Source organism: Bosea sp. ANAM02, assembly GCF_011764485.1.
GTDB lineage: Bacteria > Pseudomonadota > Alphaproteobacteria > Rhizobiales > Beijerinckiaceae > Allobosea.
Genome location: NZ_AP022848.1, coordinates 1,169,118 through 1,186,444, shown reverse-complemented (window position 1 = coordinate 1,186,444; position 17,327 = coordinate 1,169,118). Strand labels below are relative to the sequence as shown.

General features: G+C 67.3%; 19 protein-coding genes. 11 read left to right on the top strand and 8 right to left on the bottom strand.

Features of this window, described 5'->3' with window-relative positions; translation table 11 throughout:
• Positions 1-112: 112 nt before the first annotated feature.
• Positions 113-526, top strand: a complete 414-nt coding sequence (locus OCUBac02_RS05725) for a DUF2177 family protein (protein ID WP_047576910.1) — start codon at positions 113-115, stop codon at positions 524-526.
• A 20-nt stretch (positions 527-546) separates the two neighbouring features.
• On the opposite strand, the gene OCUBac02_RS05720 is transcribed toward OCUBac02_RS05725, so the two are convergent.
• Genes OCUBac02_RS05720 through OCUBac02_RS05695 form a run of 6 tightly spaced genes read right to left on the bottom strand, consistent with a single transcriptional unit; the run spans position 547 to position 4,657 of the window.
• Positions 547-1,569, bottom strand: a complete 1,023-nt coding sequence (locus OCUBac02_RS05720) for an SAM-dependent methyltransferase (protein WP_173044087.1) — start codon at positions 1,567-1,569, stop codon at positions 547-549.
• On the bottom strand, positions 1,569-2,321 hold the full coding sequence (locus OCUBac02_RS05715; protein ID WP_244639112.1) for a DUF1295 domain-containing protein: 753 nt from the start codon (positions 2,319-2,321) through the stop codon (positions 1,569-1,571). Before OCUBac02_RS05715 ends, OCUBac02_RS05720 begins: the two co-directional genes overlap by 1 nt.
• Positions 2,322-2,365: 44 nt before the next feature.
• The gene (locus tag OCUBac02_RS05710; RefSeq protein ID WP_173044085.1) at positions 2,366-2,992 is read right to left on the bottom strand and encodes a ChrR family anti-sigma-E factor; all 627 of its coding nucleotides are present in this window, start codon (positions 2,990-2,992) and stop codon (positions 2,366-2,368) included.
• The gene (locus OCUBac02_RS05705) at positions 2,989-3,609 is read right to left on the bottom strand and encodes a sigma-70 family RNA polymerase sigma factor (RefSeq protein ID WP_244639111.1); all 621 of its coding nucleotides are present in this window, start codon (positions 3,607-3,609) and stop codon (positions 2,989-2,991) included. The genes OCUBac02_RS05710 and OCUBac02_RS05705 overlap by 4 nt, the downstream gene beginning before the upstream one ends.
• A 55-nt stretch (positions 3,610-3,664) precedes the next feature.
• Complete coding sequence (locus OCUBac02_RS05700; RefSeq protein ID WP_173044083.1) at positions 3,665-4,033, bottom strand: DUF2147 domain-containing protein; 369 nt, start codon at positions 4,031-4,033, stop codon at positions 3,665-3,667.
• Positions 4,034-4,063: 30 nt separating this feature from the next.
• Positions 4,064-4,657, bottom strand: coding sequence for a hypothetical protein (locus OCUBac02_RS05695; RefSeq protein WP_197933319.1), 594 nt, complete (start codon positions 4,655-4,657; stop codon positions 4,064-4,066).
• Between the two features lie 158 nt (positions 4,658-4,815).
• On the opposite strand from OCUBac02_RS05695, the gene OCUBac02_RS05690 reads away from it, so the two are divergent.
• From OCUBac02_RS05690 to OCUBac02_RS05680, 3 genes are read left to right on the top strand one after another with little or no spacing between them, the layout of a single operon-like run.
• Entirely contained in the window at positions 4,816-6,153 is a 1,338-nt protein-coding gene (locus OCUBac02_RS05690) for an NAD(P)/FAD-dependent oxidoreductase (protein ID WP_173044081.1), read from the top strand.
• Positions 6,150-6,953, top strand: a complete 804-nt coding sequence (locus tag OCUBac02_RS05685) for a DUF1365 domain-containing protein (RefSeq protein WP_173044079.1) — start codon at positions 6,150-6,152, stop codon at positions 6,951-6,953. The genes OCUBac02_RS05690 and OCUBac02_RS05685 overlap by 4 nt, the downstream gene beginning before the upstream one ends.
• Positions 6,950-8,185: an SAM-dependent methyltransferase gene (locus OCUBac02_RS05680; protein WP_173044077.1), complete on the top strand. Its 1,236-nt coding sequence runs from the start codon at positions 6,950-6,952 to the stop codon at positions 8,183-8,185. The genes OCUBac02_RS05685 and OCUBac02_RS05680 overlap by 4 nt, the downstream gene beginning before the upstream one ends.
• Positions 8,186-8,228: 43 nt before the next feature.
• Here OCUBac02_RS05680 and OCUBac02_RS05675 read toward each other — a convergent pair whose 3' ends face one another.
• Positions 8,229-8,951: an anti-sigma factor gene (locus tag OCUBac02_RS05675; protein WP_173044075.1), complete on the bottom strand. Its 723-nt coding sequence runs from the start codon at positions 8,949-8,951 to the stop codon at positions 8,229-8,231.
• On the bottom strand, positions 8,948-9,508 hold the full coding sequence (locus OCUBac02_RS05670; RefSeq protein ID WP_173044073.1) for a sigma-70 family RNA polymerase sigma factor: 561 nt from the start codon (positions 9,506-9,508) through the stop codon (positions 8,948-8,950). Before OCUBac02_RS05670 ends, OCUBac02_RS05675 begins: the two co-directional genes overlap by 4 nt.
• Before the next feature lie 182 nt (positions 9,509-9,690).
• Here OCUBac02_RS05670 and OCUBac02_RS05665 point away from each other — a divergent pair, with 182 nt between their 5' ends.
• From OCUBac02_RS05665 to OCUBac02_RS05635, 7 genes are all read left to right on the top strand, one after another.
• Complete coding sequence (locus OCUBac02_RS05665; protein ID WP_173044070.1) at positions 9,691-10,473, top strand: DUF4394 domain-containing protein; 783 nt, start codon at positions 9,691-9,693, stop codon at positions 10,471-10,473.
• Positions 10,474-10,676: 203 nt separating this feature from the next.
• Positions 10,677-12,320, top strand: a complete 1,644-nt coding sequence (locus OCUBac02_RS05660; RefSeq protein ID WP_173044068.1) for an MFS transporter — start codon at positions 10,677-10,679, stop codon at positions 12,318-12,320.
• Between the two features lie 288 nt (positions 12,321-12,608).
• Positions 12,609-12,698, top strand: a complete 90-nt coding sequence (locus OCUBac02_RS05655) for a K(+)-transporting ATPase subunit F (RefSeq protein ID WP_173044066.1) — start codon at positions 12,609-12,611, stop codon at positions 12,696-12,698.
• Positions 12,699-12,729: 31 nt separating this feature from the next.
• Positions 12,730-14,433 carry a potassium-transporting ATPase subunit KdpA gene (gene kdpA / locus OCUBac02_RS05650; RefSeq protein ID WP_173044064.1) on the top strand — a complete coding sequence of 568 codons (1,704 nt, stop codon included), beginning with the start codon at positions 12,730-12,732 and terminating at the stop codon, positions 14,431-14,433.
• A 10-nt stretch (positions 14,434-14,443) separates the two neighbouring features.
• Positions 14,444-14,617, top strand: coding sequence for a hypothetical protein (locus OCUBac02_RS05645; protein WP_173044062.1), 174 nt, complete (start codon positions 14,444-14,446; stop codon positions 14,615-14,617).
• Positions 14,618-14,650: 33 nt separating this feature from the next.
• Complete coding sequence (kdpB, locus tag OCUBac02_RS05640; RefSeq protein WP_173044060.1) at positions 14,651-16,708, top strand: potassium-transporting ATPase subunit KdpB; 2,058 nt, start codon at positions 14,651-14,653, stop codon at positions 16,706-16,708.
• 11 nt (positions 16,709-16,719) lie between these two features.
• Positions 16,720-17,325: a K(+)-transporting ATPase subunit C gene (locus tag OCUBac02_RS05635; protein WP_173044058.1), complete on the top strand. Its 606-nt coding sequence runs from the start codon at positions 16,720-16,722 to the stop codon at positions 17,323-17,325.
• The last annotated feature ends 2 nt before the right edge of the window (positions 17,326-17,327 follow it).

The following is a 17,327-nucleotide window of genomic DNA, read 5'->3' as shown; positions in this document are numbered from 1 at the left end:
ATACGCTCCGCCGGCCGTAATGGATTTACGGCACGATGGGAGCAGATCGCAAGCGGCACTGAACCATCCTTGCACACCCGGCGTATCTCTTCTCGGAATTCAGGAGATCGTCATGCGCTTCACCGCCGGTTACGTCGCCTTCCTCCTCGCCTTCGGCATTTGCGACGCCATCTGGCTGAGCACGATGACCGCAAGGCTCTACCGCCCGGTCCTGGGCGACCTGATCGTCGAACCGGTGCGCTACTGGCCGGCGGCGCTGTTCTATTTCGGGTTCCCGCTCGGGGTGGTCCATTTCGCGCTGATGCCGGCTTTGCGCGACGGTAGCGCGAATGCAGCCCTGCTCAACGGCGCGCTCATCGGTTTGCTCGCCTATGCCACCTACGACCTGACCAACTATGCCACGCTGCGGCCCTGGACATTGACGATCACGCTGGCCGATCTCGTCTACGGCACGGTCGTGGTCGGCCTGTGCACATGGTTCGCCTTCGGCGTCGTCCGCCGCCTGGCCGGTTGGGGCTGGGTTTAGAGCATCGGCCGCCCGGCCGTTTACGCCGAGCGCAGTCGGTAGTGATGGACGCCCCAGGCCTCGCCGCCGGCATGGCCGAACAAGCCGCTCGTCGCGAGGAAGAACAGGCGCCAGCGGCGCCTCCAGAGCAGCGCATCCGCGCCATAGGTATCGCGCAGGATGGGGTCGATCGCCGCGAGGTTGCGATCGAAATTCGCCAGCCAGTCCTCGGCCGTCGCGCGATAATGCTCGCCGCTCCAGCGCCACTCGGCCTCAACGGTGAAGAGATCGGGGAACTGATGCGCCAGCGTCGCGCTCGGCATCAGGCCACCGGTGAAGAAGTGCTGCGCGATCCAGTCGCCCGTATCGGCGGCGTCGAAGCGGTAGCAGCCCTGCCGATGGGCGAAGACATGGATGAAGAGCCGGCCGTCCGGCTTCAGCCAGCGACGAACACGCCCGAGCAGTTCGCGCCAGTTCGCCATGTGCTCGAACATCTCGACGGAGACCACGCGATCGAAACGCTCCTCCGTCGCAAACGCGTTCATGTCAGCGGTGACGACGGTGAGATTCCCGAGATGGCGGCGCTGCGCCTGCGCTTCGATATAGGCGCGCTGTGAAGCCGAGTTGGAGACCGACACGATCCGCGCCTTCGGATAGCGCTCCGCCATCCAAAGCGACAGCGAACCCCAGCCGCAGCCGAGTTCGAGGATCCGCTGGCCCTCGGCCAGCCCGGCATGCTCAGCGGTCAGCTCCAGCGCCTTCTCCTCGGCTGCCGCCAGCGTATCGCCGGGATCGGCGTAGTAGCAGCAGGAGTATTTGCGCCGGGCGCCGAGAACCTGATCGAAGAAGGCGGCCGGCACCTCGTAATGCTGGGCGTTGGCGGCGTCGGTATGAACGGCAATCGGAAAATCCGCCATGTCGCGGGCAAAGCTTGCGGCATCGCTTGACTGCGCGGTCAGCGAACGCGCGGTGCGCCCGACCAGCGACGCAATCACCATGCGGCTGACGGCATCGGGAACCGGGAGCCCCTCGCCCCAGGTCGAAAGCTTCTGCATGATCGTCATCACGTCGCTCCTTTCGGCGGCAGCGGGATCAGGGCGCTGGTTCGGCTTTGGTACGCGCGATAGGCATCGCCATGCTTGGCGAGCATGTGCTCTTCCAGGGGCGGGATGCCGGAGATGCGCGTCAGCAACAGGGTGATGCAGGCCGGCGCGAGCAAGGCGAGCCAGCCCCATGGATAGCCGGCACCCAGAGCGATCACGGCATAGGAGCACCACAGCACGCATTCGAAGAAATAATTGGGATGGCGCGACCAGCGCCACAGGCCGTAATCACAGACGCCGCCGCGGTTCGAACGGGCAAAGGCCCGCAACTGCCCGTCGGCCACGGCCCCGCCCGCCAGCCCGGCCGCGAACACGGCGATACCCGCGAGATCGCCCCAGCCCAGCGAAGGCATGGGCTTATGGGCCGCCAGAACGATTCCCAACCCCAGTGGGATGCTCGCCAATGCCTGCATCTGCAGCATCCGGGCGAGCTGCCGGGGAGCATCGCCGCCCCAGTCGCTTTTCAATCTGGCATAGCGTGGATCTTCAGCGATGCCGCTGGTCCGCCGCGCGATGTGCAGGCCGAGCCGAAGCGCCCATGCCAGAGCGAGCGTCGCGACGAGCAGGCGCCGCGACATCGGCCCGTTCCCGAAAGGCAGCAGCGCCCCGGCGATGCCCGCGAATCCCAGGCCGAAGGTCCAGACCACGTCGATCCAGCCGGAATTGCCGGTGCGGCGTTCGACCTTCGTCGCCAAGGCCATGAAGGCGGACATGGCCAGCGCCACGAAGGCAACAGCCGCGGCAAAGGAGACGACCGTCAAAACCGCACCAGCGGCTGCAGCAGCCTGCCGAGCCATCCCTGCAGCCGCACGCTGCCCGTCATCGCGACGATACAGGTGCAGCCTTCGACCGGGTCCACGCGCGGCGTGTGGTCATGCTCGGCATCGGCCTCGTCGAAATCCCCGGCCGCATAGCGCCCGTACTCATGTTCATAGGCACCGGCGAGAATCGTGGTCCATTCGAAGCCGGTATGCTTGTGGTGCGGCAGGGCGATTCCAGGTCCGGCCCGCAACATGAAGACACGCGCATCCGCGCCGGGGACCTCGACGCGCCGCATGGCGATGCGGATGCCGATCGGCCGCCACGGACCAAGGCCGTAAGGGCGAAGCACGCCGGGCATGCCGGCTTCAACGGGCGATCGCGCCATTCCGGAATCCGCAGCAGCCGTCGCGCCGCCGCGCCTATCCCGGGGCCCAGCGGCCATCGCGACGGGTTGAACCTCCTCCAGCAGCGCGCCTTGCACGGCCTCCAGCTCCCGCAGGCGCCGCCGACTCTCCGGGTCCGCTTCGACATGGCAGGCGACGACCAGCGCCAGCCCCTCGTCGAGCTGCCCCGCGGCGAAGGCTGCGAGCGTTTCGTCGGATGGGCGATGCGCGACGCTCATCGCAGGTCCTCCAGCCGGCCGCGCAGATGCGACAATGCCAGGCGTAGGCGGGACTTCACCGTGCCCAGCGGGATGGCGAGACGGTTTGCGACATCCTGATGGCTGAAGCCTTCCAGGAACGCCAGTTCGACCACGCGATACTGGTCGGGGGAAAGCTGGGTCATCGCGGCCCTCACGCGCGCATCGCGCTCGGCGCCGGAGAGCGTCGCATCGGGTTGTTCGGGGGCTTCTTCATCCAGAATCTCGTAAACTTGCGATAGCCGCGAGCGCATTTCGCGGCGGGCGATGTCGATGCGCAGATTGCGCGCGATCGTTGCGATCCAGGTCGAGGCGCTGGCTTTCGCAGGGTCGAACAGGGCGGCCTTGCGCCAGACGGCCAAGAGCGTTTCCTGCGCGACCTCCTCGGCCAGCTCCGCCGAAGCACCGCCGCGCATCAGAAGCCCTTTCACGCGGGGCGCGAAATGGTCGAACAGCGCGGCGAAAGCCTCCCGGTCGCCCGAGCGCGCAATCGCGGCAATCAGTCTGTTGGGGTCGAACAGGACGATGAAGCGACCTCCTTGCGCGCAGGCTCCCGCCTTGCGCATGCCGTCGACGGTCAGGGCGAGTGCGGGAACCATAGGCCAGATACGCGGGTGACGCCGCACCGGATCACAGGGATGAGATCGGTCGCCGTCACTCGGCAGCCTTCCAGTTCACGTCGCGGCAGATCAGGCCCCCCACGATGCAGCCGCGGGTGACGAGCGCACCGGGCGTCGCGGTGATCGTCATCGCATAGGTCCAGTCGCGCTTGGGGTCGTAGGCGCTGCCGGAAAATGTGCCGTCGGGCTGGCGGGCCAGCGTCATGACGAGCTTGTCGCCGGCCGCCTCGCCCTTGCTGGTGTCGCCGATCCAGAGATTGGTGGCGCAGATCTTGTCGCCGCATGGCGCGATCCGCACGCGCGCATTGCCGTCGTCGCGCAGCCATGTCCCGTCGAGATCGCTGGCGGATACGCCGTCGACCACAAGGACGGCGAGCGCGAGAGCAAGCGGAAGGCGCGTCATGACGAGATCCTTTCGGCGGATGCATCCCGTCTACGCTCCGCGGGCGTCGCCGGTTTCATCGCCACGCGAAATTCTGTCGAGGCTCCTGCAGAAGAGCCATCCGATCAGCACCGTCAGGGAAGCCGCGCTGAGGAAGTTCAGGCGCTGCAAAGCCGCGTACTCGACGGGCTCGTAGAGATGCGATGGCGCGCCGAGCAGCGAGGTCGGCAGGAGGTAGGCGAGATAGGCCAGCGCGGCGGAGCCGAATGCAAAGACGCGTTCGGAACGGCGAAACAGCATCAGCGCCAGCATGAGACAGGGAAACAGGAAGACCTCGACCCCCGATCCGGGGCCGAAAGCGGCGCGGCACAGCAGGGTATTGCCGATACCCGCGGCCAGAAGCAGCGCTCGTCCCGACAGCGGGTTGCGCCGCATGGCTGCCGGCACGGCGGCGAAGAAAGGCGTCGAGAGGAACGTCAGATAGGAGGGCGCGACGACCGGCGAGACCGCCCAGTAGACGTAAAGCGGATAGAACGGCTGGTTCGAGACGATCACCAGCGCGACGGCATTGGCGACCGCGCCGCGGGGATCGGGATGTGCCGCATACCCGCCGATCATCGCAGCCATCCGCTTCATTCTGCTCATCGGCATCATCCAGATCTCTCGCGGAATTTCCCGGCCTTCCCGCGTTTACGCAGGCGCGGCGGTGTTGGGTCACACCGCCCTGAGCTTTTGCCGGCCCCGCGACAAATCCAGTTCGTCCCATGCCGCGTATACCGCTCATGATCAGCAGGGACGCGACGATGGAACGGGCGCAGGGCAAGACGATGCGGATCGCCGTGATCGGCGCCGGCATCTCCGGGCTTTCGGCCGCGTGGTTGCTGGGACAGGCCCATGACGTGGTGCTGTTCGAAGCCGCGCCCCGCCTCGGCGGTCACGCGAATACGGTCCGCATCGCCGGCGATGGCGGCGAAACGGCGGTCGATACGGGCTTCATCGTCTATAACGAGGCGACCTATCCGAATTTCGTCGCCCTGATGGCGCATCTGGGCGTCGCCACGCAGGCAACGGAGATGTCCTTCGCCGTGTCTCTCGACGGCGGGCGGCTCGAATACAGCGGCACCAGCGTGGCCGGCCTGTTCGCCCAGCGGAGCAATCTGGTGCGCCCCCGCTTCTGGGCGATGCTCCAGGACATCACCCGCTTCTATCGCAACGCCTCCAGGGATGCGCTTGCGGGTGGCGCAGGTGGCGTCTCGCTCGGCGACTATCTCGCCGCAGGCGGCTATGGCGCCGCATTCCGCGACGATCATCTCCTGCCGATGGCTGCCGCGATCTGGTCGGCGCCCTGCGCGGAAATCCTGTCCTATCCGGCCGCGGCCTTCCTGCGCTTCCACCACAATCACGGCCTGCTCCAGCTCACCGACCGGCCGGTCTGGCGCACCGTGACCGGCGGTAGCGGCACCTATGTCGAGACGCTGCGGAAAGCCTTTCGGGGCGAGGTACGGACCGGCGCGCCGGTGAGGCAGGTTCGGCGTGCCGCCGATGCCGCCGTTCTGAGCGGCGAGGGCTGGACCGAGACCTTCGACCATGTCGTCTTCGCCAGCCATGCCGACCAGACGCTGGCGATGATCACGGACGCCAGCAGCGCGGAAGCCGAGGCACTCGGCGCCTTCCGGTACAGCCGCAACCGCGCGGTGCTCCATGGCGACGAAGCGTTGATGCCGAAACGCCGTCGCGCCTGGGCGAGCTGGAACCATATCGGCGACCGCGCCCGGCCGGATGCGGCCTGCGCCGTCACCTACTGGATGAACCGCCTTCAGGGTCTCCCGGAAGCACGGCCCTTTTTCGTCACGCTCAACCCGCCGGACACGTTGCGCCACGAACGCATCCTCCACGAGGAGGTCTATGAACACCCGTTGTTCGATGCCGCCGCACTGGATGCGCAGGAACGGCTCTGGTCCTTGCAGGGCATGCGTCGGAGCTGGTTCTGCGGCGCCTATTTCGGATCGGGCTTCCACGAGGACGGCTTGCAGGCGGGGCTTGCCGTCGCCGAGGCCCTCGGCGGCGTGCGCCGGCCCTGGCAGGTGCGCGATGAATCCGGCCGCATCCCGCACGCGGCCCAGCGGAACCTGGCCGCATGACCTGGCAATCCGCCCTTTATGTCGGCCGTGTCAGGCATCATCGCTTCCGGCCCCGCCCGCATGCGCTGGCCTATCGCGTCTTCTGGATGCTGCTCGATCTCGACGAGATCGACCGGCTTTCGACGAAGCTCGCGTTCTTCTCGCGCAACCGCTTCAATCTCTACGCCTTTCGCGACGCGGATTACGGGGATCGCAGCGGCCGTCCGCTGCGCCCGCAGGTCGAGGCCGCCCTGACGGATGCCGGCATCGCCCATGACGGCGGCCCGATCCACCTCCTGACGATGCCGCGCATCCTCGGTTACGCCTTCAATCCCCTCAGCACCTATTTCTGCTACCGCCGCGACGGCAGCCTCTGCGCCACCGTCTATGAGGTGCACAACACGTTCGGCGAAGTTCACAGCTATGTCGCGCCGGCCGAAGCTGCGGAAGGCACCGTGCGGCAGGAGGCCGACAAGGTCTTTCACGTTTCACCGTTCATGAAGCTGGGCATGAGCTACGCCTTCACGGTGACCCCGCCGGGACAGCGCGTCTCCGTCGCCATCGAGGGCAGCGACGCCCAAGGGCGCCTGATCACCGCCGTGCTGAGCGGCAAGCGATCCGAACTCGGCGATGCCACCTTGCTGCGGCTGCTCGCGACCCATCCGCTTCTCACGCTGAAGGTCACCGCCGCCATCCATTGGCACGCATTGCGGCTGCTGGCGAAGCGCATTCCCTGGCAGCCGCATTCGGCCGCGCCGGAGCCGCCCTTCAGCCGGGGCCGCATGGCGACGCCGCACGCGAAAGGAGCGACGCAACCATGAGCCGGCCCGAAACCGATCATCCCCTTCGCCTGCCCGAGCAGACATTCGCGGCGCCGAACGGATTGAGCTTGTCGCGCTGGTTCCTGCGTCGCGTGCTCTCCCGCATCACGATCGGGCAGCTCACGGTCTTCACGCCGGACGGCGAGCGGGTCTGCAGCGCGCCCGGCCTGCCGGGGCCGCAGGCGACGATGATCCTGAACAACTGGCGCGCGATGCGACGCCTTCTGCTCGACGGCGATATCGGCCTGGCCGAAGCCTATCGCGACGGCGACCTTCATACGCCGGACCTTACAGCCCTGATCGAGCTCGGCGCGCGCAACGACGCGACCTTGCGCAAGCTGGTTTCGGGCGCCTGGCCGGCACGGCTGGTCAACCGCCTGCGCCACGTGCTCAACGCCAATACCCGCCGCGGCAGCCGCCGCAACATCACCGCGCATTACGATCTCGGCAACGCATTCTACGGCCATTGGCTCGACGCCAGCATGATGTATTCCTCGGCGCTCTACGAGGGGCCGGGCGAGACGCTCGAAGCCGCGCAGCAGCGCCGGCTCGACCGGATCGTCGCCATGCTCGATCTATCGGGCGGCGAGCATGTCCTGGAGATCGGCTGCGGCTGGGGTGCGCTGGCGGAGCGGCTCGCCCGCGAGGGCTGCCGGGTGACAGCGATAACCCTGTCGCCGGCCCAGCTCGAAGCGGCACGGCAGCGCATCGCCGAAGCAGGCCTGTCCGGGCGCGTCACCATCGAGCTTCGGGACTACCGGGACATTGCCGGACAGTTCGACCGCATCGTTTCCATCGAGATGATCGAGGCGGTCGGCCGGGCCTATTGGCCCTCCTATTTCGACACCCTTGGCCGCTCGCTCAAGCCTGGCGGCCGGGTCGTCCTGCAGGCGATCACGATTGACGACGCGCTGTTCGAAAGCTACCAGCAAGGCACCGATTTCATCCAGCGCTACATCTTCCCCGGCGGCAGCCTGCCCTCGGTTCCGGCCCTGAGGCGCAGCGCCGAGGCGGCCGCTCTCGCCGTGGTCGAAGAGCTCGACTTCGGCGAGAGCTACGCCCTGACCCTGAAGGAGTGGCGCCGGCGCTTCCTGGAGAGCTGGGCGGACATCGCTCCGCTGGGGTTCGACGAGCCGTTTCGCCGGCTCTGGGAGTTCTATCTCTGCTATTGCGAGGCGGGCTTCCGCGCCCGCACGATCGACGTCAACCTGATCGCGCTGCAAGGTCGCTGACGGGCGCCGGCCTTTCAGCCACGCCCATCGCGGTGCCGCTCATCTAAAGGCGTCGCGCAGTCAGGCCCTTCGCGACGATCGGGCCGGTCGGGCGCCCGGTCGGGGAACCGGCAGCCGGCTCCACCGTGATCTCGAAGAGCTGGTCGGCGCCCAGCGGCAGGTCGTCGAGCCGCAACGCCACGGCGCGAGCCCGGTCGATCAGGCCGACGGAGCGTGGCCCGGCCGCCCGGTCCCATAGCGTCCAGATTTCCAGAGCCCGCCCTTGCGGCACCGCGATATCCTGAAGCGGCAGCAATTCGACGCGCCCGTCGGCGAACGTGTTCACCACCGCCGCGGCGATATTGGCATCCGTCAGCAGGACGGCGACCATCACGGGTTGACGGCGGGCGCGGTCGAGGGTCGCGACGAGCCCGACGGAGAGCAGGATCGCCGCCGCGGCGCCGGCAAAGGCCGCGCCGCGCCAGAGCCAGAGATTGTCCCACCATCGCGCAAGCCGGGCGCCGAGCGCGGTCCTTCGCGCTGCCGCCGGGCTTGCGGCGGGAGCGCGGCCGAGTCCGCGCTCGATCCGCTGCCAGAGATCGGCCGATGGAGCGAGCGCCGGCGCAATCATGTCGATCGGCGCCAGCCGTTCCTGCCAGCGGACCACCGCGGCATCCAGCTTCGCATCGCCCGCCATCTGCCTTTCGAACGCCTCCCTTTCGGCGCCATCGAGCAGGCCAAGCACATATTCTCCGGCGCGGATTTCGCGGTTCGGCTCCTGCGTCATCCGAGGCACTCCCTGAGGGCGATCAGCGAGCGCCGGATCCAGGATTTCACCGTGCCGAGCGGCATGCCGAGCCTGCCGGCGATCTCGCCATGGCTCAGCCCCTGCGCGAAGGCGAGCAGCACCATTCCGCGCCGGGCGGCAGGCAGGGTCTCAAGGCAGCCGCGCAGGGCCTCGGCATCGGAAAGCTTCGCCATCACCGTCTCGGGATCGTCGTCGTCGCTGGCGGCTTCCGCGCCGATCGGGTTTTCATCCGTCTCCATGCGCCTCTCGTCGCGCAGGATCGACAGCGTCCGATTGCGCAGGATGGCATAGATCCAGGTCAGGCCCGAACCGCGTTGCGGATCGAACCGTCCCGCATGCCGCCAGATCAGGATGAAACTGTCCTGCACCGCTTCCTCCGCCAGGGCGCGGCGCTTCAGCATACGCTGCGCCACACCGATCATACGCGGGCATTCCTGGTCGTAGATGCGCCGGAGCGCGTTTTTATCGCCGCCGGCGCAGGCTGCGAGCGCCTGCTCGATACCTGTTCCGTGCGATTGCGCGGCGTCGACGCCCATGCGGAATCCCTTGCTCGACAGTCCCGGCTGGACTGCACGACGAGAGGATACGCTGTCGCAGCCGTAATGGATGCACGGCAGCCGTTTTATTTTTTTGAGCGCATCCAACACCTTGTCCCGGCTCTATCCGGCATGAGCGCCGCCAGAAACTCCCGCGGCGCCTGACAGAACCGGAGGACAAGATGACCAAGACGATCCGTTTCGCCCTCGTCGTTTCCACCTGCCTCGGCAGCGGGATTGCCGCGCAGGCAGCCACGCTCGCGGCCCTGACCGGCGACGACACGCTCACCATGATCGACACTGCATCTCTGAAGGCCGGCCAATCCATGAAGGTCACCGGCATCGCCGGCAAGATCGCCGGCATCGATGTCCGACCGGCCGACGGCATGCTCTATGCGCTCGGCATCGACGGCACGATCTACACGGTCGACAAGACCGGCAAGGCGACGAAGAAATCCAAGATGGATACCGTGCTGTCCGCCGGCGCGACGGCCACGGTCGATTTCAACCCCGCCGCCGACCGTTTGCGGGTGATGGGCTCGGACGGAACGAACCTTCGCGTCAATGTCGACGACGGCAAGACCACCGTCGACGGCAAGCTGAAATTCGCCGAGACCGACATGCACAAGGGCGAAGCGCCGATGATCGTGGCCGGCGCCTACACTAATTCGGTCAAGGGCACGAAGGAAACGGCGCTCTACGATATCGACGGCAAGATCGGCGGACTGATCAAGCAGGCGCCTCCGAATGACGGCGTCCTCGGCGCTGTCGGCAAGCTCGGGGTCATGCCGAAGACGGTCGCCTTCGACATCGAGACCGCGGCGGACGGCGCCAATACCGGCTGGCTGCTCGCCGACGGCGCCTTGCACAAGGTCGACCTGGCGACAGGCAAGGCGACCGCGATCGGCAAGATCACAGGCCTCACCGCCGCGGCCAGGGACATCGCGGTGCTTCCCGCGATGTAGAATCGTTTCGCCTGTCGGGACGCCCGCCGATCGGCGGGCGTCCCGATCGCAGGCATATGCCGTCAGGCCGGCCAAGGAGCGCTGCAAGGCCTCCATTCCGGAAACTCAGAGCCACCGGCTAAGGAAACGTGACATAAGATTCGGAACAGCGCTCGGAACCCCTGCCGGCGGCCCTGGAGCAGACGTCGGAAATGAGCCGAGCCATGGATGTGCAGAAGCCCGCGGCAGCCGCCGGGCCGTTTGCGCCTCTCAGGAACGTCACCTTCCGGGCAATCTGGCTCGCCGGGTTGATCTCGGGGCTCGGCTGGCTGATCCAGACCATCGCCATGAGCTGGCTGATGGCGACCATCACCCCGTCCAGCGTCATGGTCGCCCTGGTCCAGGCCGCGACCAACCTGCCCGCCTTCATCCTGTCGATCTTCGCCGGCGCCATCGTCGACAATTTCAATCGTCGCAAGGTGATGCTGGCCGCCCGGACCCTGATGACGGTGACCGCCGCGACGCTGACGATCCTCGTCGCGCTCGGCATGATCAATCCCTGGGTCATCCTGTTCTTCAGCTTTCTCGCCGGCTGCGGCATCGCCTTCAACGACCCTGCCTGGCAGGCCTCGGTCGGCGACATCGTCGATCGCAAGGACCTCGCGGCGGCCGTGACGCTGACATCGGTCGGCTTCAACACCGTGCGCAGCGTCGGCCCCGCGCTCGGCGGCATCATCCTGGCGACCTTCGGTCCCCTGACAGCCTTCTGCCTCTACACGCTCGGCCATCTCGCGCCGCTCGCTGTTGTCTGGCGCTCGCGCTGGACGGTGCCGGTCCCGCGCCTGCCGCCCGAGGCGATGCTGACGGCGATCTCCGACGGCATCCGTTTCACCTCCCTGTCCTCGGAGATCAAGACGGCGCTCGGGCGCGGCTTCCTCTTCGGTTTCGCCGGCATCGCCATCCTCGCCCTGCTGCCCTTGGTGGTGCGCGACCAGCTCAAGCAGGGCGCCATCGCCTATGGCACCCTGATGGCAGGCTTCGGCGCGGGAGCGCTGCTGGCCGGCCTCGCCTCGACCACGCTGCGGCGCAAGCTCTCGGACGAGCAGATGCTGAAACTGGCCTGCACGGCTTGCGCGACCTGCACGCTCTGCCTTTCGCTGACACATATGCCGGCCGTCGCGGCCATCGCGCTGATGCTCGGCGGCGCGGGATGGGTGCTCGGCTGGTCGGGCCTGAGCATCAGCGTGCAATGGGCGAGCCCCCGCTGGGTCGTCGGCCGGACGATCTCGCTCTACTATGCCCTCACCTCGCTCGGACTGGCTGCCGGAAGCTGGCTCTGGGGAGCGGTCACCGAGAGCTATTCCCTGAGCTTCGCCCTGCAGGCCTCGAGCGCGGCGTCCCTCGGCGTCGCCCTCCTCGGCTTTCTCCTGCCGATCCATCAGCGCAAGGATTCCGACGTCTCGACGCCCGACAATTTCGAAACGCCTGCACTCGGCCTCGACCTGAAGCCGCGCAGCGGGCCGATCGCCGTCAAGATCGAATACCGGATCGCCCCGGATCAGGTCGAAGCCTTCCTCGCCCTGATGCTGCAGCGCCGGCGTGCCCAGGGACGCAACGGCGCACGTCGCTGGATCCTGACCCGCAACCTCCACGACATCACGGTCTGGACCGAAAGCTTCCGCACGCCGACCTGGCACGACTACCTGCGCTTCAATTATCGCAGGACTGCGGTCGATCGGGCGCTGAACGATAGCCTGATCGATCTGCATCAGGGGGATGGTGCGCCGGAGGTGACCCTCTCGATCGAGCGCCCCACCGCCGTGCCGCGAAAGCCCGGCATCTTCCGCTCCGACACGCCTCACGGCTGAAGGCCGCGCGTCCGCAGACCAAGCCGAATTCCTATAAAATTCCTATTCTGCGACGCCGCCGGCCGTCTCGAACGGCTATGCCCCCGGCACGATAATCCCAGCCATGGTCGATCCGCTCGCGTCCTCGCCTTCCGTGGGAAGGCGGGTTCGCATGCGCCGGCCCATCGGTAACGCCCGGTCGAAAGGACCACGGCAATGGATATCGCCATGCTCGCGCTCGCGCTCGGCTTCTTCGCAGCCGCGCTCGCCTATGTCTCGGCCTGCAACGCGCTCTGAAGGAGCCTTCTCATGTTCGTCGACTATCTCCTCGGCGGCGCGGTGACTGCGGTCCTGCTCGTCTACCTTACTTATGCGCTGCTGCGCCCCGAGCGCTTCTGAGCGCCAGGCATAGAGCTTCGAAAGCCCTCCCATGACACTCTATGGCTGGATTCAGATCCTTCTCTTCTGCGCGCTCGTGCTCGCCTTGGTGAAGCCGCTCGGCAGCTACATGACGCGCGTCTTCAAGGGCGAGCGCACCTTCCTCTCCCCGGTGCTCGCGCCGGTCGAGCGCGGGCTCTATGCGCTCGCCGGCACGCATGAGCGCGAGGAGCAGCACTGGAGCGCCTATGCGGTCGCGCTGCTGCTGTTCAACCTCGCCGGCCTGCTGCTGCTCTATGGGCTGCAGCGCTTCCAGGGCCTGCTGCCGCTGAACCCGGACGGCATGGGCGCGGTTGCACCCGACCTCGCCTTCAACACGGCGGTCAGCTTCGTCACCAACACGAACTGGCAGAATTACGGCGGTGAGAGCACGATGTCCTACCTGACGCAGATGCTCGGCCTCACCGTGCAGAATTTCGTCTCGGCCGCGACCGGCATCGCCATCGCCGTCGCGCTGATCCGTGGCTTCGCCCGCGCTTCCGCCAAGTCCGTCGGCAACTTCTGGGTCGATCTGACCCGCGCGACGCTCTACCTGCTGCTGCCGCTCTGCATCCTGCTGACGCCGGCCTATGTAGCGCTCGGCGTCCCGCAGACGTTCGACCCGTCCGTGACGGCGACGACGCTCGAAGGCGCGCAGCAGACCATCGCGCGCGGCCCGGTCGCCTCCCAGCTCGCGATCAAGATGCTCGGCACCAATGGCGGCGGCTTCTTCAACGCCAACTCGGCCCATCCCTTCGAGAATCCCGACGCCATCTCGAACCTGATCCAGATGGTCTCGATCTTCGCGATCGGAGCCGCGCTGACCAATGTCTTCGGCCGGATGGTCGGCAACGAGCGCCAGGGCTGGGCGATCCTCTCCGCCATGGGCGCCCTGTTCATCGCCGGCATCGCCGTATGCTACTGGGCGGAAGCCGCCGGCAACCCGCTGCTTCAGTCTCTCGGCCTTCAGGGCGGCAATCTCGAAGGCAAGGAGATGCGCTTCGGCATCCCGCTCTCGGCCCTCTTCGCCGTCGTCACCACGGCGGCCTCCTGCGGTGCGGTCAACGCCATGCATGGCAGCTTCACCGCGCTCGGCGGCATGATCCCGCTGATCAACATGGAGCTCGGCGAGATCATTGTCGGAGGCGTCGGTGCCGGCTTCTACGGCATCGTGCTCTTCGTCGTGCTGGCGATCTTCGTCGCCGGCCTGATGGTCGGCCGCACGCCGGAATATCTCGGCAAGAAGATCGAGGCCCGCGAGGTCAAGATGGCGATGCTCGCCATCCTCTGCCTGCCGGCCGGCATGCTGGTCTTCACCGCGATCGCCGTGGTGCTGCCCGGCGCGGTTGCCTCCGCCGGCAATAGCGGCCCGCACGGCTTCTCCGAGATTCTCTACGCCTATACCTCGGCGGCAGCGAATAACGGTTCGGCCTTCGCCAGCCTCTCGGCCAACACGCTCTGGTACAACGTGACGCTCGGCATCACGATGCTGGTCGGCCGCTTCCTGGTCATCATCCCGGCGCTCGCCATCGCCGGTTCGCTCGCCGAGAAGAAATCCGTACCCGCCTCGGCCGGCACCTTCCCGACCGACGGCCCGCTCTTCGTCGGCCTGCTCGTCGGCGTCATCCTGATCGTCGGCGGCCTGACCTTCTTCCCCGCACTCGCCGTCGGCCCGATCGTCGAGCATCTCGCGATGCTCGCGGGCCAGAGCTTCTGAGGAGGCCGCCATGGCAAGCTGCCTGCGCCAAATGCGCCGCGACGCCGTCCATCGCGACGCCGCCTCGCGCGAAACGGACAGGGCACCCTCGCGCCCTGCCGCCCTCATCCTCGGCCTGACGGTCGCTTTGTTCCTCGTCCTGCTGCTCGTCCGGGCGCTCGCCGGCCTCGTCGCCGCTGCCTGAGCCGGACCCGACACCTCTCCGCTGGAGCCTTTTATGAGCCCATCCAAATCCGCGAGCCTGATCGACGCCCGGATCCTGCTGCCGGCCCTTGCCGACGCCTTCCGCAAGCTCGACCCGCGCAGCCTCGCCCGCAACCCGGTGATGTTCGTCGTCGCCGTGGTCTCGGCCCTGACCACCATCCTCTTCGTCAAGGACCTCGCCACCGGGGGCGCCGATCTCGGCTTCTCCTTCCAGATCGTGCTCTGGCTCTGGTTCACCGTGCTCTTCGCCAATTTCGCGGAAGCGGTGGCCGAGGGGCGCGGCAAGGCCCAGGCCGACTCGCTGCGCAAGACCCGCTCCGAGACCGAGGCCAAGTTGCTCTCGGGCGATGACCGCAGCCAGTTCCGGCTCGTGCCCGGCACCTCGCTGAAGGTCGGCGATGTCGTGCTGGTCGAGGCCGGCGACATCATCCCCTCCGATGGCGAAGTCATCGAAGGCGTCGCTTCGGTCAACGAAGCCGCGATCACCGGCGAATCAGCCCCCGTCATCCGCGAATCCGGCGGCGACCGCTCGGCCGTGACCGGGGGCACGCAGGTGCTCTCCGACTGGATCCGCGTGCGCATCACCGCCGCGGCCGGCTCCACCTTCATCGACCGCATGATCGCGCTGGTCGAGGGCGCCGAGCGCCAGAAGACGCCGAACGAGATCGCGCTCAACATCCTGCTCGCCGGCATGACGCTGATCTTCGTGCTCGCCACCGTGACGATCCCGAGCTTCGCCACCTATGCCGGCGGCTATATCCCGGTCGTCGTGCTGGTCGCGCTCTTCGTGACGCTGATCCCGACCACGATCGGCGCGCTTCTCTCGGCCATCGGCATCGCCGGCATGGATCGTCTCGTGCGCTTCAACGTGCTCGCCATGTCGGGCCGCGCCGTCGAGGCCGCCGGCGATGTCGATACGCTCCTCCTCGACAAGACCGGCACGATCACGCTCGGCAACCGGCAGGCGACCGAGTTCCGCCCCGTGCGCGGCGTCGGCGAGCAGGAACTGGCGGATGCCGCCCAGATCGCCTCGCTCGCCGACGAGACGCCGGAAGGCCGCTCGATCGTCGTGCTCGCCAAGGAGAAATACGCCATCCGCGCCCGCGATATGGGCGCCCTGCACGCGACCTTCGCCCCCTTCACCGCGCAGAGTCGGATGAGCGGCGTCGATCTCGAGGGCTCGCAGATCCGCAAGGGCGCGGTCGATGCCGTGCTGAAATATGTCGATGGCGCCGATGCCCGCTCCACGCCCGAGACGATCAGGGAGATCCAGGCTATCGCCGCCGAGGTGTCGAAGGCCGGCGGCACGCCGCTCGCGGTCGCGCGCGACGGCCGCCTGCTCGGCATCGTCCATCTCAAGGACATCGTGAAGGGCGGCATCCGCGAGCGCTTCACGGAACTGCGCCGCATGGGCATCCGCACGGTGATGATCACCGGCGACAACCCGATGACCGCCGCCGCCATCGCGGCCGAGGCCGGTGTCGACGATTTCCTTGCCCAGGCCACGCCCGAGAACAAGCTCGCGCTGATCCGCGAGGAACAGGCCAAGGGTAAGCTCGTCGCCATGTGCGGCGACGGCACCAACGATGCGCCGGCGCTCGCGCAGGCCGATGTCGGCGTCGCCATGAACACCGGCACGGTCGCGGCCCGCGAAGCCGGCAACATGGTCGATCTCGATAGCGACCCGACCAAGCTGATCGAGATCGTCGAGATCGGCAAGCAGCTGCTGATGACGCGCGGCGCGCTGACGACCTTTTCGATCGCCAACGACGTTGCCAAGTATTTTGCCATTATCCCGGCGATGTTCCTCGCCTTCTACCCGCAGCTCGGCGCGCTCAACGTCATGGGCTTGCAGACGCCGCAGAGCGCCATCCTCTCGGCGATCATCTTCAACGCGCTGATCATCGTCGCGCTGATCCCGCTCGCGCTGAAGGGCGTGAAGTACCGTGCCGTCGGCGCCGGCGCCCTGCTCAGCCGCAACCTCACCGTCTACGGGCTCGGCGGTCTCGTCGTCCCCTTCATCGGCATCAAGGCCATCGACATGGCCATCACCGCCATCGGCCTCGTCTGAGGAACTCGACCATGCTCAAGCAGATCCGCCCCGCCCTCGCGATGATCGTCGCGCTCGCGGCGATCACCGGCCTTGCCTACCCGCTCGCCATGACCGGCATCGCCCAGGCCGTCTTCCCGCGCCAGGCCAATGGCAGCCTGATCGAGAAGGACGGCAGGATCATCGGCTCCAGCCTGATCGGCCAGAACTTCACCAGCGAGCGCTATTTCCACGGGCGCCCCTCGGCGACGGTCGGCACCGACCCGAGCGACAGCACCAAGACCGTGGACGCGCCTTATAACGCCGCCAGTTCCGGCGGCTCCAATCTCGGCCCGACCAGCCGGAAGTTGGTCGATCGGATCAAGGCCGAGACCGAAAAGCTCAAGGCCGAGAACCCGGATGCGCCGGTGCCGATGGAGCTGGTGACGACCTCCGGTAGCGGGCTCGACCCGCATATCTCGCCCGAGGCCGCCTATTTCCAGATCGCGCGCGTCGCCAGGGCTCGCAACGCCGACCCGGCGACGCTCAAGGCGCTGGTCGATACCCTCGTCGAGAACCGCAAGCTCGGTTTCATCGGCGAGCCCGTCGTCAACGTGCTCGCGCTGAACCTTGCTCTCGACGGCGCCGCCCGGCGCTGACA

What these genes read in the sequence shown, in the direction of transcription:
- OCUBac02_RS05690 (WP_173044081.1), top strand. Translation starts at nt 4,816, where the DNA reads ATGGAACGGGCGCAGGGCAAGACGATGCGGATCGCCGTGATCGGCGCC.
- OCUBac02_RS05645 (WP_173044062.1), top strand. Translation starts at nt 14,444, where the DNA reads ATGGCAAGCTGCCTGCGCCAAATGCGCCGCGACGCCGTCCATCGCGAC.
- OCUBac02_RS05710 (WP_173044085.1), bottom strand. Translation starts at nt 2,992, where the DNA reads ATGAGCGTCGCGCATCGCCCATCCGACGAAACGCTCGCAGCCTTCGCC.
- OCUBac02_RS05660 (WP_173044068.1), top strand. Translation starts at nt 10,677, where the DNA reads ATGGATGTGCAGAAGCCCGCGGCAGCCGCCGGGCCGTTTGCGCCTCTC.
- OCUBac02_RS05720 (WP_173044087.1), bottom strand. Translation starts at nt 1,569, where the DNA reads ATGACGATCATGCAGAAGCTTTCGACCTGGGGCGAGGGGCTCCCGGTT.
- OCUBac02_RS05680 (WP_173044077.1), top strand. Translation starts at nt 6,950, where the DNA reads ATGAGCCGGCCCGAAACCGATCATCCCCTTCGCCTGCCCGAGCAGACA.
- OCUBac02_RS05665 (WP_173044070.1), top strand. Translation starts at nt 9,691, where the DNA reads ATGACCAAGACGATCCGTTTCGCCCTCGTCGTTTCCACCTGCCTCGGC.
- OCUBac02_RS05670 (WP_173044073.1), bottom strand. Translation starts at nt 9,508, where the DNA reads ATGGGCGTCGACGCCGCGCAATCGCACGGAACAGGTATCGAGCAGGCG.
- OCUBac02_RS05655 (WP_173044066.1), top strand. Translation starts at nt 12,609, where the DNA reads ATGTTCGTCGACTATCTCCTCGGCGGCGCGGTGACTGCGGTCCTGCTC.
- kdpB (WP_173044060.1), top strand. Translation starts at nt 14,651, where the DNA reads ATGAGCCCATCCAAATCCGCGAGCCTGATCGACGCCCGGATCCTGCTG.
- OCUBac02_RS05725 (WP_047576910.1), top strand. Translation starts at nt 113, where the DNA reads ATGCGCTTCACCGCCGGTTACGTCGCCTTCCTCCTCGCCTTCGGCATT.
- OCUBac02_RS05675 (WP_173044075.1), bottom strand. Translation starts at nt 8,951, where the DNA reads ATGACGCAGGAGCCGAACCGCGAAATCCGCGCCGGAGAATATGTGCTT.
- OCUBac02_RS05715 (WP_244639112.1), bottom strand. Translation starts at nt 2,321, where the DNA reads ATGTCCGCCTTCATGGCCTTGGCGACGAAGGTCGAACGCCGCACCGGC.
- OCUBac02_RS05635 (WP_173044058.1), top strand. Translation starts at nt 16,720, where the DNA reads ATGCTCAAGCAGATCCGCCCCGCCCTCGCGATGATCGTCGCGCTCGCG.
- OCUBac02_RS05695 (WP_197933319.1), bottom strand. Translation starts at nt 4,657, where the DNA reads ATGAGCAGAATGAAGCGGATGGCTGCGATGATCGGCGGGTATGCGGCA.
- OCUBac02_RS05705 (WP_244639111.1), bottom strand. Translation starts at nt 3,609, where the DNA reads ATGGTTCCCGCACTCGCCCTGACCGTCGACGGCATGCGCAAGGCGGGA.
- OCUBac02_RS05685 (WP_173044079.1), top strand. Translation starts at nt 6,150, where the DNA reads ATGACCTGGCAATCCGCCCTTTATGTCGGCCGTGTCAGGCATCATCGC.
- kdpA (WP_173044064.1), top strand. Translation starts at nt 12,730, where the DNA reads ATGACACTCTATGGCTGGATTCAGATCCTTCTCTTCTGCGCGCTCGTG.
- OCUBac02_RS05700 (WP_173044083.1), bottom strand. Translation starts at nt 4,033, where the DNA reads ATGACGCGCCTTCCGCTTGCTCTCGCGCTCGCCGTCCTTGTGGTCGAC.